A 12,604-nucleotide genomic window follows, 5' to 3' on the forward strand; every position below is an offset into this window, starting at 1 on the left:
TTTGTGCCGCGAGTCTTACAGGCGACCGTGCGAGGTGATAAGACGAGGGCCGTGAACGACGTCTCCTTGGCCCACGGTGCAGAGGACAACGGCTTGGCGGTGATGCTGGCGGATCTCGTCCGGCAGAACCTCGAGGCGAAGCCGCACAAGAAGCGCGATTTTGCGGCCCTCGCAGGCTCTTTCTCCATCGTCGCGGAGGACGCGGAGGTGGCGCTCACCATGCGCTTCGCCAAGGGCAAGCTCACGATCCACGACGGCATCGTCGGCATCCCCGACGTGACCATCCGCGGTGGCTCGGACACCATCCTGGCCCTGTCCAACCTTCCACTGACCCGCCCGCTCGGCCTTCCCATCCCCAACCCCCGGGACAAGAACGAGGTGGAGGTCATGCGCTCGGTGGTCGCGGATCTGCGTGCCGGCCGCGTCCACATTTATGGGATGGCCTTTCATTTCCCTATGCTGATGAGGCTGACGCGCGTTATGTCGGTCAACGGCTGAACGCCCGCTCACGCTTTTCGACACTTTTTGAGAAGCATCCCTTGACCTGGCACGTGTGGTGAAATACCGTGCGCCCCCCACTGGCTCCGTTTCTTGCACCCCGTTCTCGCATGGCATGGGAAAAAGCCGATGCTAGGCTTAATGCCGAGACCAAGAGCAATTTCGGAGCTGCTCGTCTCCCTCTAGTTCCAGGATAAAAGCCTCATGGCCGTTCACATTCGTCTGGCTCGCGCCGGTGCAAAGAAGCGTCCCTTTTACCGCTTGGTGGTGACCGATCACCGCAGCCCCCGTGGGGGTCGCTTCCTCGAGAACATCGGCACCTTCGATCCCACGAAGAAGGATGCCGTCCTCTCCGTGAAGCAGGATCGTCTTGATTTCTGGACCGGCCGCGGCGCTCAGGCGTCGGAGACGGTCACGCGCCTTCTCAAGCGCCTCAAGAAGGTCACTGCGGCGAGCGACGCGAAGTAGTTCTTTTCTCCTTTTGCTTTCCCCGCTCCCGTTCCGTTCTATTCGCCTCGCCTTCTGCACGTTTCATTGGAGCGCCGGTGTCGTGCCGGCAGTTAGCGCATGCCGTTGAAAGAGCTGATCCGCACCATCGCCATGGAGCTGGTCGACCATCCGGACCAAGTTGTGGTGACGGAAATCGCTAGCGAACACAACAGCCTCATCGAGCTTCGCGTCGCAAAAGAAGACGTTGGCAAGGTGATTGGGAAGGAGGGGCGCACCGCTCAGTCGATGCGCACCATCCTGGCTGCTGTATCGACGAAGCTCGGTCGCCGCGCCCACCTCGACATCGTCGACTAACGTTGACCACGTTGAGCCAAGTTGACTGAGCGCGTGCCCCGCATGGCCAACAAGGACGACCGATTCGTGCCGCTGGCGGAAGTCATGCGGCCGCACGGCGTGCGCGGAGAGCTGCGCCTCAAGGTGTTCAACGCCGAGAGCGATCTGCTGCTCGACCAGGAAGAGGTGATCGTCCGCGAGAAGGACGGTCCCGAGCACGAGGTGTCCGTGGATCAGGCGCGACGCGCCGACCAGGCCATCTTGCTCAAGCTTCACTCGGTGGACGACCGCAACCGCGCGGAGGAGCTGCGCGGGGCGATCATCGGGCTGCGGCGGTCGCAGTTTCCCCCGGCCGAAGAGGGCGCGTTCTACGCATGCGACGTGGAGGGCGCCAAGGTCGTCGTCAAGGAAGCCGAAGGCGCGCGCGAGATTGGAACGGTGCGCAGCCTCACGTCGTACCCGAGCGTGGACGTGTTGGTCGTGCAGGCAAACGACGGCGGCAAAGACTGGGAGATCCCGCTGGTCGAAGGCTACGTCGCCCACGTCGATGTGGACGGCGGCGTGGTGACCTTGCACACGCTCGACGATTTGGAGCGGTGACATGCGCGTCGATGTCGTGACGCTGTTCCCCGAGGCTTTCGAAAGCTTCCTCGCGACGACCTTCGTGGCGCGCGGCATCGAGTCGGGGCAGATGAGCATGCGCTTTCGCTCGCCCCGGGACTTCGGGCTCGGGAAGCACAAAAGCGTGGACGATACGCCCTACGGGGGCGGAAGCGGCATGGTGATGCGCGTGGACGTGGTCACCGCGTGCCTCGATTCGCTGGATGCGGACGCGCCCGACGGCGTGAAGGCCCACCGCGTGCTGCTCACGCCGCAGGGAGCTCCGCTCGATCAAAAGCGGGTGCGCGCGCTGGCGGCGCGCCCGGCGGTGATGCTCGTGTGCGGCCGCTACGAAGGATTCGACGAGCGCGTGCGCGCGTACGTCGACGAAGAGATTTCGCTGGGCGACTTCGTGATGACCGGCGGCGAGGTGGCGGCGATGGCCATCATCGAGTCGTGCGTGCGGCTCCTGCCGGGGGTTCTCGGCAACGAGGACTCCGTGCGCGAGGAGTCGCACAGCCCGGAAAACGAGGGGCTGCTCGAATACCCGCAGTACACGCGACCGGCGGAGTTTCGCGGGGTGGGCGTGCCTGCGGTGCTTTCGGGCGGGCACCATGCGCAGATTGCGGCCTGGCGCCGCGAGCAAGCCATCGCGCGCACGCGCGAGCGGCGCCCCGAGCTGTACGAGCGGTACATGAAGAGCCTGCCGCCGAGCGGCGGAAAGGCGAAGTAGAGATGCGACGGCTGGCGATTGCGCTGGTGCACCACCCCGTGCTCGATCGGGAAGGGCAAACGGTCACCACGGCGGTGACGAACCTCGACGTGCACGATCTGGCACGGAGCGCGCGGACGTACGGCTGCAGCGATTACTTCATCGTGCACCCCATCACGGCGCAGCGCGATCTGGTGGAGCGCATCTGCGATCATTGGACGCACGGGTCGAGCGGAAAGCGCATCCCGGACCGCAAGGTGGCGCTCGAGTTGGTGCGGGTGGTGCCGTCGCTGGAGGACGTGTACGCGCGCTTCGGCGGGCGTGATGCCGTCGAGGTGTGGATCACGGCGGCGCGCAAGGTGGCGCCACCCATGTCGATGAAGGATGCGCGCGCCGCGCTGGAAGGCGAGGGGCGCCCGGTGGTGGTGCTCTTTGGAACCGGGTGGGGGCTTGCCGGATCGGTCGTGGAATCGGCCGACGCCACCTTGGAGCCGATCCGAGGGAGCGTCGACACGACGTACAACCACCTCAGCGTGCGCGCGGCGTGCGCCATCGTGCTGGATCGGCTGCGCGGCTAGTTCTTGCCGGCGAAGAAGGCGTTCATCTTGGCGTACGTGATTTCCGCCGGGAAGAACGAGGAGTACGTACCGGAATCCAGAAGCTCCACGCATGCGCGGCGCGCGGCTTCGTAGGCGACTTCGGTGAGGCGGCCGCCGACGCTGAGCCTTCGCACGCCGAGCTGGCGCAGGGTGGCGACATCGGCCAAGCCGGGCCCGGAAAAGACATTGAGCGGCAGCGGGGTGCCCTTGGAAATGGCCTCGATGTGCTCGGGCGTGCGCAACCCGGGAACGAAGAAGCCGTCCGCGCCCGCGGCCGCGTAGACCTTGGCCCGCGCGAGACACTCGCTCACGTGCTGCTCTGCCGGATGCTTGCCGTGGAGAACGATGTCCGTGCGCGCGTTGATGAAGGCATCGACGCCCGCACGTTGCGCGGCCTCGCGTGCGGCGTGGAGGTGTTCGGCGAATGCGCCCGGATCGCCGCTGCCGTCCTCCAGATTGAAGCCCACGGCGCCTGTATCGAGGATGCGCGCCACGGTTTCGGCGACCTCGCGCGGCGTGCGTCCGTAGCCGCGCTCCAGATCCACGGAGACGGGAATGTCGACGGTGCGCACCATGCGACGTACGACGTCGGCGAGCAACGCGACGGGAACATGCTCGCCGTCGGGGTAGCCCAGCGACCAAGCCAACCCGGAGCTCGTGGTGGCAGTGGCGCGGGCGCCGCTCGCGGCGAACAAGGCGGCGCTGGCGGAATCCCACGCGTTGGGAAGTACGAGCATCTCGCCCGGAGCGTGAAGAGAACGGAAGGTGGCGATGGCGTTGGTCATAGTGGCGCCCACGTTATCGTGGCGCGATGAGCTCCACCAGCGGAGGTTCGATGACGAGGCCGCCCGCTTTCGCTGGCTGTGCTTCCACCAACACGATGCGCGCCGGTGCGTTGTTCTTCGCGTGGACCGCGCGCAGGCGTTTTGGTTCCAATCCGGCCCCGCGCAGGGTCTGAAATAACGACGCGAGCTCACGCGCGGGGTACACGAAGCAGACGCGGGCCCTGCGCCCGGCCAGCTTGCGCGCGGCCACCACGAAAGCCTCGAGCGATCCCATGCGCGCGCGCGCCCGTCGCGCCTCCGCCGGAGCGCGACCTCGACCGATTTCGACGTACGGCGGGTTGGCCACCACGAGGTGCGCGCTTCCCGCGTGCTCCTCCGCGGCATCCGCGACATCGGCGCGGAGCACCTGCGCGCGGGCGCTCCATCCGTGCTCGGCGGCGTTGCGCTCGGCATGGGCGGCGGCCTCTGGGTCGATCTCCACGAAAACCACGCGGTGCACGGCGTGCAGGGCCAGCAGCGAAAGGCCCACCGCGCCGGCCCCCGCGCCTAGATCGAACGCGACCGCGCGCGTGTTCGTGCGCCCTTCCGTTGGCGCCGCCGCGAAGCGCGCCAGGTGAAAGGCATCGACATTGGCCCGGTAGCCTGCCCCGCGCGCCGGTTGGTGAACGAGCAAACCCTCGAGTTTCACGCTATCTCTTCCGCATGGTGCATCTGCAGCCGCCCAAGACGCAAGCCACTCGGCCCGAGGAGGCCATCGTGGCGCGGGCGCGCGAGATGGGCTTCGACGCGGTCGGCTTTGCGCGGGCCGATCTTCCGCTGGAGGCCGACTTCGCGCATTACCGGGCCTTCATCGACCAGGGCATGCACGGCGAGATGTCCTGGCTCGCCGAAAATGCCGAGGTGCGCGCCGTCGCGACGGGGGAAGGCATGCTCGCGGGGGCCCGCAGCGTCATCTGCCTGGCCCGCCGCTACCAGCGCCCGCGCGAGGACGAGGAACGCGATGCGCCGCTGGCCCGCACGGTGGCGCGGTATGCGCGCGGGAGCGACTACCACAATCACCTGCGGCGCAAGCTTCGCAAGCTGGCCGCCTTCGTCCGGCGGCTCGGCACGGAGGAGGCTCCCGTGTTCGCGCGGCCGCTCTGCGACGATGCCCCCATTTTGGAGCGCGCCTGGGCGGCCCGCGCGGGGCTCGGCTTCATCGGCAAAAATGGGTTGCTCATCGTTCCCGGCCAAGGCTCCATGGTGCTGCTCGGCGAGGTGCTCACCACCTTGCCGCTCACGCCCGGGGTGCCCATGGCGGAGCGCTGCGGAAGCTGCACACGGTGCCTCGAGGCCTGCCCCACGGACGCGTTCGTGCGGCCCTTCGTGCTCGATGCGCGCCGGTGCATCGCATACCTGACCATCGAGCACCACTCGGACATTGCCGAGGAGTTTCGTGCGCCCATCGGCGAGCACCTCTTCGGCTGCGACGACTGCCAGACCGTGTGCCCGTTCAATGCGTCGAACAAGCAGCGCGCCCCAGCCCAAGGGCCGTTCCGGCCGCTCGAGGCGTGGAGCTCCCTCGACTTGACGACCCTTCTCGAGCTTCGCGGCGAGGACGACGAGGCCACCCAGGCCGTCTGGGCGCGTCTCGCCGGAAGCCCCGTGCGGCGTGCGACCGCCGAAGGCCTCGCGCGCAATGCGGCGCTGGTCCTCGGCAACCGCGGGGATGCCGAGGCGCTGCCGGTATTGCGGCGTGCGGCGGCGGCACACCCCTCCGCCATGGTGCGAGAGACCGCAGGTTGGGCCGTGCGGCTCTTGGAAGGGTGTAGGGGTTAGGGTTTAGATGAGAAGAGGCAGTAGGATCATCTAACCGTCATCTCTCCCCTAAACCCTAAACCCTCTCCCCTAAACCCTCAAAACCCATCGACCGGCCATAAGGACTATGATGAAGATCACCATGTCGGCGGGTAAAACGACGGCTTTCGTTGCCTGCGCACTGGCGCTTTCGTGTGCACCCGGACCGGCACTTTTTGTGCACACTGCACGCATTGGGCAGGCGTCGCAGCCCGAGATGGGGCAGCCGGTCAGCTTCGGCAACATCACCCGGCCCGATCAGGCAGGGCATCCCAAGTCGGACTTTGCCCTGCTGAGCAACCAGGAAGATTGGGACCTCTTTTTCGCGGACCATCCGCAGCACGCCCAGTCGCGCTCCGTCGATTTCAAGCGGCACGTGGTGCTGGCGTCGTACGTCGCCGAGCCGGATGCCTCGCAGCTCGAGACGACGCAGGTCATCGACAACGGCTCCGCCTTCCACGTGTACATGCGTGAGGTCTTTCCCGGCGATGGCTGCAAGCCTCACATGGGCCAGAGGGCCTATGAGCTCATCACCTTGCCCAAGTCGAAAAAGCCGGTCCACGTGCACGTGGACTCGGTGCGCGGGGCGGCGTGCGGCGCGTCGGTCGGGGCGACCATGGCCTGCCACCTCAACTCGGACCCGAAGTGGGGCGGCGGCAACCTGGTGGCCAAAGCGGGTGATGTCGTCGAGTGCAAGGCGTCGATTCAGGCGGGCGGGCGGCTCGTCGTGGACCGCACCTGGCTGCTCACCGAGGCGCCCAAAGGCTCGGTGACCAAGCTGCAGTTCCAGGATGGCGGGGCCTCGGTGCGCTTTCCGGTGGACGTCTTCGGGCGCTACCGCGTGCGCGTCGAGGTGACCGACGAGGACAGCAAACGGGGCGTGGCGCAAACCTTGGTCGATGCGGCGGTGGGCGAGGGCACCTTCGTCGAGATGGCCTGGTCGAACTTCGAGCTGTCCAGCGACGCCTCCAAGTTCCCCAAAGTGGAGCTTCACGCCACCGACGTGCCAGGCGCACCGGCGGCGAAGCACGATTGCTCCGTGGTGACGGGCGGGGTCGATCGCCCGGCTTGGTGCGAGGTGCAGACCCACGCGGCGTCGACCTTGCTGCGCCTTCACAAAGAGCCGCCGGGCCGCTTTGCGGTGCATGTCAAATACGTGAGCGAGCGCACCGATGCGTCGCCCGTTCTCTGCGTGCGGACCTTGTCCGGCGGCGCGGTCGTCACCGAAGGCTGCGACGCGGTATCGCGAAAAGCGGGCGCCGTCTGGGACCTGGGCATGATGGACGAGGCCAGCGGCGGCTTCGATGGCCGTGCCATCCTTGGCAAGAACGGCGTGGCGAACATCGAGCTGGATCAGTCACTGCCCGCGGGCGTGCTCGCGCTGCCCGATTTGGAGCGGCGCTACGTGGCGCGTTACTACTTCGACGCGCAGCCGGCCGAGGGCTTCCGACTCGCGGTGACGGGAGGCGCGGCCGCGCCCGAGGTGTGGGCCATCGTCGCGGATGGTCCGTACGCCGAGTGGGATCGCAAGTTCGGGCCGGGGCCAGCGCCGCCGGCGATTTCGAAGGCGGCCGTGGTGGCCGCACGGGCGGGCGCCAAGGTGAAACTCATCGTCATCGAGTCGCCCCGCGTGACCACGAAGCAGGGGCTCGGCGTGGGAAGCTCGCTGGCCGACATCACGGCGAAGCTCGGACCGAAGTCGCCATTCCCGGTGGCGGCGCTGTTTGGCAAGGACGAGTGCGCTGTTAGCGACGGAAATGTGCGCTTCTCCTTTGCCACGTGCGAAGAGGCGCGCGCCGGCGGCCGCGTGACGCGTGTCGTCATGGGAACGCCGACTCCAAAATAGGGTTTTTCGAAAAGAGAGTTCTTCGGAATTTTTCGGAAATAGAGCTTACGGAAGTAGGATTTGCGCGTCAGCGGCCGTGTTAGAAGGCGCCATGCGTTTTCCCCGCCGTACATCTCTTTTCGTTACCGCCGTTGTCTCCGCTGCATGCGGTGGCGAAGCGGCGAACGTTCCCCCCGAACCACCGCCGGCAACTGCGACCGCCGCCTCCGCCCCGGGCCCTGCAGCCAGTGCTCCCAAGAAAGAGGAAGCCCCGCTGCAGCTTGCCGAGAGCGACGAGGGCATGTGGACGCTGGATCGATTTCCCACCGAGCGTGTGGCCAAGCTGCATGGCTGGGGACCCACGAAGGAGTGGCTCGATCGCATCCGTCCGCGGGCGGTGAAGATCGCCCTCGGTTGCTCCGGCAGCATCGTCTCGGGGAGCGGCCTCGTGATGACCAACCATCACTGCGTCGCGGATTGCGTCGGCCAGCTCTCCAAGAAGGGCCGCGATTACATTGCGCAGGGCTTCTACGCGAAGACCGAGGCCGAGGAGCTGAAGTGCCCCGACTACGAGATCGACCAGCTCGCGTCCGTGACGGACGTCACGTCGCGCGTCGGCGAGGCCACCAAGGGCGTCGCCGAGTCCGAGTTCGTCGCCAAGCAGCGCGCCGCGATGGCCGCGATCGAGAAGGAGTGCACGACCGGCGAGGGCGTACGCTGCGACGTCATCAGCCTGTACAACGGCGGGCAGTACCAACTGTACAAGTACCGCCGCTTCACCGATGTGCGCCTGGTGCTCGCACCCGAGCGCGGGGCGGCCTTTTTCGGCGGCGATCCGGACAACTTCAACTTCCCGCGCTACGACTACGACGTCTCGTTCGTGCGGCTCTACGACGGCAACAAGCCGGTGAAGACCGAGGAGCGATTCCGCTTCTCGGCCACGGGCCCCAAGCAGGGCGAGCCCATTTTCATCACCGGCCACCCCTACTCGACGCAGCGCCTGTACACGGTCGCGCGCCTGGAGTTCCTCCGCGACGTCGAACTGCCGGACAAGATTCGCCAGGCCTCCGAACTTCGCGCCATGCTCATCGAGTTCGGCAAACGGAACGCCGAGTCGAAGCGCATTGCCGACATCTTGCTCTTCGACGTGGAGAACGGCATCAAGGTGTACAACGGGCAGTTCGAAGCGCTGTCCGACAAGGAGTTCTTCGGCAAGAAGGTGAAGGACGAGCAGGCCCTTCGCAACTACGTGGCCTCGCACCCGGATCTGCAGAAGACCGTCGGCGATCCGTGGGAGGCGATTGCGCGCGCCCAGGTGGAGATGCGCAACATCTTCGTCTCGTACCGGATGCTCGAATCGATGACGAACCACTCGACCTTGCTGCCGCTGGCGCGCCACCTGGTGCGCGCGGCCGAAGAAATGTCGAAGCCTAACGCGGAGCGTCTGCGCGAGTACTCGGATGCGAAGCTGCCCGCGCTGAAAGAAGAGCTCTTCTCGACGGCGCCCATCTACGACGAGCTGGAGTCGCGGCTCCTCGAGCAGAAGCTTCTCTGGATGCGCGGTGCACTCGGGCCGGACGATCCGGCGGTGCAGCATGCGCTGGGCAAGGACGCGCCGGAGCAGCTGGCTGCGGCGCTCGTGCGCGGCACCAAGCTGAAGGACATCAAGGTGCGCAAGGCGCTGTTCGAGGGCGGAAAAGCCGCCATCGAGAAGTCGACCGATCCGCTGATCCAGTTCGTGCGGCGCACCGATGCCGACGCGCGCGCCGTGCGCAAGATCTACGAGGAGAAGGTCGAGGGCGTGGTGAAGAAGAACGGTGAGCTCGTGGGGCGTGCGCACTTCGCGGCGTATGGCCAGACGACGTACCCGGATGCCACAGCGACGTTGCGTGTCAGCTTCGGCGAGCTCAAAGGCTGGGAAGAGCGTGGAAAGCTGGTCAACCCCATCACGAACTTCGGCGGTATGTACGAGCGGCAGACGGGCAAGGATCCCTTCGCCCTGCCGAAGCGCTGGCTCGATGCAAAGGGCAAGCTCAATGCGTCCACGCCGTTCAACTTCAGCTCGACCCACGACATCATCGGCGGCAACTCCGGCTCACCGGTGATCGACAAACAAGGCGAGATCGTGGGAATCGTCTTCGACGGGAACATCCACTCCTTGGGTGGCGCCTACGGGTACGATCCCAAGAACAACCGCGCCGTGTCGTTGCACAGCGCGGCGCTCTTGGAAGCGCTCGACAAGGTTTACGGCGCCAGCCGGATTTTGGCGGAGATCAAGCAGTAGTCGTTTCGGGGCACGCGTCATCCTCGCGCTCGCGTGACGCGTGGGACGGAAATCGCCGCAGCATGAACATCGTCATCACGGCGGTGGCTGCGGCGATGACCGCGCAGAGCGCGAGGGTCGATTGAAAGGCTTGCCCGAAGGCTTCCCGGGCCGTGTCGAGCAAGTTGGAGGCCGCCTCGGACGAGTGGGCGGAGAGGCGTGCGGCTTCGGCGGTGGCGCCGCCCAGTGTATCTTGGGCGGCCCGACGCGCTTCGTCGCTGACGCCGTCGAGCGGCGCATGGGCCATGATTCCGCGGTAGATGGCGGTGCCGATGCTGCCGAACACCGCGATGCCCAGGGCACCGCCCAGTTCCGCGCTCGTTTCCGACAGCGCGGCGGCCGCACCTGCGCGCTCGGGTGGCGCGGCGCCGACGACGAGATCCGTCCCCAAGGTGAAGACGGGCGCGAGGCCGAGGGAGAACGTCACCGTGCCGAGCACCATGCCGGCAAGGCCGAGTGTGCCGATCTGCGTGAGGATCGCGTAACCGATGGCCGCGAGAACGAGGCCGCCGCCCATGAGGAAAGCGGGGCGCGTTTTGCGTGCGAGCACGGGCGCCGCCAGGGATCCGACCACGAAGCCCCCGGACCACGGGAGGGTCCAGATGCCCGCGGAGAGCGGGGAAAGGCCGAGCACCAACTGCAAATACTGCCCGAGAAAGACGTACGATCCGAAGGCGACCGAGCAGCCCAGCATGAACGTGGCCAGCGAGGCAACGAACGCCGGTGCACGGAAAAGCTGAAAATCGATGAGCGGATCCTTCAGGTTTCGCTGGCGTCGCGCAAAGGCGATGGCCATCACCAGCCCGCCCGCGATGCACGCGATCGGTAGCCCGCTGGCCCCGTCCTGCGCGAAGATTTTCACGCCGTAGATGATCGGCAGCACGGCCATGAGCGAGAGCACGGCGCTCCAGAGATCCAGCGGGCGGGCGGTGGGATCGCGGTATTCGGGAAGCAGGATCGGACCGACCGCGAGCAGCAGGAGCATCACCGGTACGCCGACGAGAAAGACCGAGCCCCACCAGAAATGTTGAAGCATGACGCCGCCGACGAGCGGGCCGATGGCCCCGCCCACCGAGTAGCTCGAGATCCAAACGCCGATGGCGGTGGTGCGCTCGTTGGCGTCCTGGAACATGTGCCGAATGAGCGACAAGGTCGACGGCGCCAAGGTGGCCCCCGCAACACCGAGCACGGCGCGTGCGGCGATGAGCGTGGCGGGGCTCGTGGAGAAGGCCGCGAGCACGGAGGCGGCCCCAAAGCAGGCCGCGCCGACGAGGAGCAGACGCCGCCGCCCGATCCTGTCGCCCAAATTGCCCATGGTGACGAGCATGCCGGCGATGAGGAAGCCGTAGATGTCCACGATCCAGAGCAACTCCGAGCTGCTCGGCGCAAGCTCCGCGCTGAGGCGTGGGAGCGCCAAGTTCAGCACCGTGAGGTCCATCGAATAGAGGAGGCACGGCAGTGCAATCACGGCGAGCCCAATCCACTCGCGCCGTCCGGCCTTCTCGCTCATCTCTGTCTGCATCGCGTCCTCCTTCCCTTAGGTCGAACGAGGAAGGTGCGAATCGACAAAAGGGGCGATTTTTTTAAGCGGTTGCCTCGAGCGATTGCCAAAAGTCCGCCAAATCGGCGGGAAGTGGTGAATCGATGGCCAGCTCGGCGCCGGTGATGGGATGCGGCAGGGCAATGCGCGCGGCATGCAACGCGTGGCGTGGCAGCTCGAGCAAGGCGCGGTGCTCGTCGGTGAGCTCCCCATCGGCGGCCAGCGCAAAGAAGGACTCGTCCGGGCCGTACAACTTGTCGCCGACGATGGGCGTTCCGTAGCTCTGCAGGTGGACGCGGATCTGGTGCTGGCGCCCCGTTTCCAGATCGCAGCGGATCAAAGCATAGCTGCGATTGTCGCGCTCGCGCACGCTGAGGACCTGAAAGCCGGTGGCGGCCGACTGCGCATGGTCGGTGCGCCCGATGCGCATCTTCACTTTGTAGCGGCCCTCGAGGTCCAGCTCGAGCGGAAGCTCGCAGCGAAAGGCACTCGTCTCCGGGGAGGGGACGCCCCACGTGATGGCAAGGTACGATTTGTCGACCTCGTCGCGCTCTTCGAAGAGCCGCTTGACCGCGCGATCGCACTCGCGCGTCTTGGCCAGCAGAATGATGCCGCTGGTCTCGCGGTCGATGCGGTGGGCCAGCGTGATGAACTCCTTGGGGCGCTCGGCCTGCAGAAGCTTGATGAGCGTGTTCTTGTAGTAGCGCGCGGTGGGATGCACCGGCAGCATCGGCGGCTTGTCGATGGCCAGCAGGTGGTCGTCTTCGTAGAGAATGGGAAGATCGACGGGCACCTCCGTCTCGTCCCACGGCGGGCGCCAGAGGAGAATCGTCTGGTGCGCGCGAACGCGGTCGTTGGGCCAGAGGCGGCGGCCGCTCTCGTCGTAGGCCGATAACCGGATGATCTGCTGGGTGCGCGTGCGGCTGGTGCGCCGGAGCTGGCTCTGGACGAACAGGTCCAACCGCGCGCCGGCAGCCTCCGGCGGAACGCGGAAGGCGCTCACCACGGAGCCTTCGGGCACCCCTTCGGGGCGCGAATAGAAATCAGCGGCGTTTTGGAGGCGGGTCAAGCTTGAATCGAGTGATCTCTACCACAGAGGTCGT

13 protein-coding genes are annotated in these 12,604 nt (G+C 66.5%); 9 read left to right on the forward strand and 4 right to left on the reverse strand.

Annotated elements, in window-relative coordinates; genetic code table 11:
* The first annotated feature begins 51 nt into the window (after positions 1-51).
* From LZC95_16680 to LZC95_16705, 6 genes are all read left to right on the forward strand, one after another.
* The gene (locus LZC95_16680; GenBank protein ID WXA98461.1) at positions 52-498 is read left to right on the forward strand and encodes an SCP2 sterol-binding domain-containing protein; all 447 of its coding nucleotides are present in this window, start codon (positions 52-54) and stop codon (positions 496-498) included.
* A gap of 204 nt (positions 499-702) precedes the next feature.
* Entirely contained in the window at positions 703-966 is a 264-nt protein-coding gene (rpsP, locus tag LZC95_16685; protein ID WXA98462.1) for a 30S ribosomal protein S16, read from the forward strand.
* Positions 967-1,065: 99 nt separating this feature from the next.
* Positions 1,066-1,302 (forward strand): KH domain-containing protein, encoded by a 237-nt coding sequence (locus LZC95_16690; GenBank protein ID WXA98463.1) that lies wholly within the window; start codon positions 1,066-1,068, stop codon positions 1,300-1,302.
* 42 nt (positions 1,303-1,344) lie between these two features.
* A complete protein-coding gene (rimM, locus tag LZC95_16695) occupies positions 1,345-1,881 on the forward strand; it encodes a ribosome maturation factor RimM (GenBank protein WXA98464.1) in 537 nt (178 codons plus the stop codon).
* 1 nt (position 1,882) lies between these two features.
* A complete protein-coding gene (gene trmD, locus LZC95_16700; protein ID WXA98465.1) occupies positions 1,883-2,614 on the forward strand; it encodes a tRNA (guanosine(37)-N1)-methyltransferase TrmD in 732 nt (243 codons plus the stop codon).
* A gap of 2 nt (positions 2,615-2,616) precedes the next feature.
* Positions 2,617-3,171 (forward strand): RNA methyltransferase, encoded by a 555-nt coding sequence (locus tag LZC95_16705; GenBank protein WXA98466.1) that lies wholly within the window; start codon positions 2,617-2,619, stop codon positions 3,169-3,171.
* On the opposite strand, the gene LZC95_16710 is transcribed toward LZC95_16705, so the two are convergent.
* Together LZC95_16710 and LZC95_16715 are read right to left on the reverse strand one after the other, a co-directional pair.
* On the reverse strand, positions 3,168-3,977 hold the full coding sequence (locus LZC95_16710; GenBank protein ID WXA98467.1) for an isocitrate lyase/phosphoenolpyruvate mutase family protein: 810 nt from the start codon (positions 3,975-3,977) through the stop codon (positions 3,168-3,170). The two genes, LZC95_16705 and LZC95_16710, sit on opposite strands and share 4 nt — an antisense overlap.
* Positions 3,978-3,990: 13 nt before the next feature.
* The gene (locus LZC95_16715; GenBank protein ID WXA98468.1) at positions 3,991-4,665 is read right to left on the reverse strand and encodes a methyltransferase; all 675 of its coding nucleotides are present in this window, start codon (positions 4,663-4,665) and stop codon (positions 3,991-3,993) included.
* Positions 4,666-4,679: 14 nt separating this feature from the next.
* On the opposite strand from LZC95_16715, the gene queG reads away from it, so the two are divergent.
* From queG to LZC95_16730, 3 genes are all read left to right on the forward strand, one after another.
* A complete protein-coding gene (gene queG, locus LZC95_16720; protein ID WXA98469.1) occupies positions 4,680-5,795 on the forward strand; it encodes a tRNA epoxyqueuosine(34) reductase QueG in 1,116 nt (371 codons plus the stop codon).
* A gap of 106 nt (positions 5,796-5,901) precedes the next feature.
* Complete coding sequence (locus tag LZC95_16725) at positions 5,902-7,659, forward strand: hypothetical protein (protein ID WXA98470.1); 1,758 nt, start codon at positions 5,902-5,904, stop codon at positions 7,657-7,659.
* Between the two features lie 91 nt (positions 7,660-7,750).
* The gene (locus tag LZC95_16730; GenBank protein ID WXA98471.1) at positions 7,751-9,922 is read left to right on the forward strand and encodes a S46 family peptidase; all 2,172 of its coding nucleotides are present in this window, start codon (positions 7,751-7,753) and stop codon (positions 9,920-9,922) included.
* Here LZC95_16730 and LZC95_16735 read toward each other — a convergent pair.
* Both LZC95_16735 and LZC95_16740 read right to left on the reverse strand, forming a co-directional pair.
* The gene (locus tag LZC95_16735; GenBank protein ID WXA98472.1) at positions 9,912-11,483 is read right to left on the reverse strand and encodes an MFS transporter; all 1,572 of its coding nucleotides are present in this window, start codon (positions 11,481-11,483) and stop codon (positions 9,912-9,914) included. The genes LZC95_16730 and LZC95_16735 overlap by 11 nt on opposite strands.
* A gap of 61 nt (positions 11,484-11,544) precedes the next feature.
* Positions 11,545-12,570, reverse strand: a complete 1,026-nt coding sequence (locus tag LZC95_16740; protein ID WXA98473.1) for an RluA family pseudouridine synthase — start codon at positions 12,568-12,570, stop codon at positions 11,545-11,547.
* Positions 12,571-12,604: the final 34 nt, after the last annotated feature.

This window comes from Sorangiineae bacterium MSr12523, assembly GCA_037157775.1.
Classification (GTDB): domain Bacteria; phylum Myxococcota_A; class Polyangia; order Polyangiales; family Polyangiaceae; genus Pendulispora; species Pendulispora brunnea.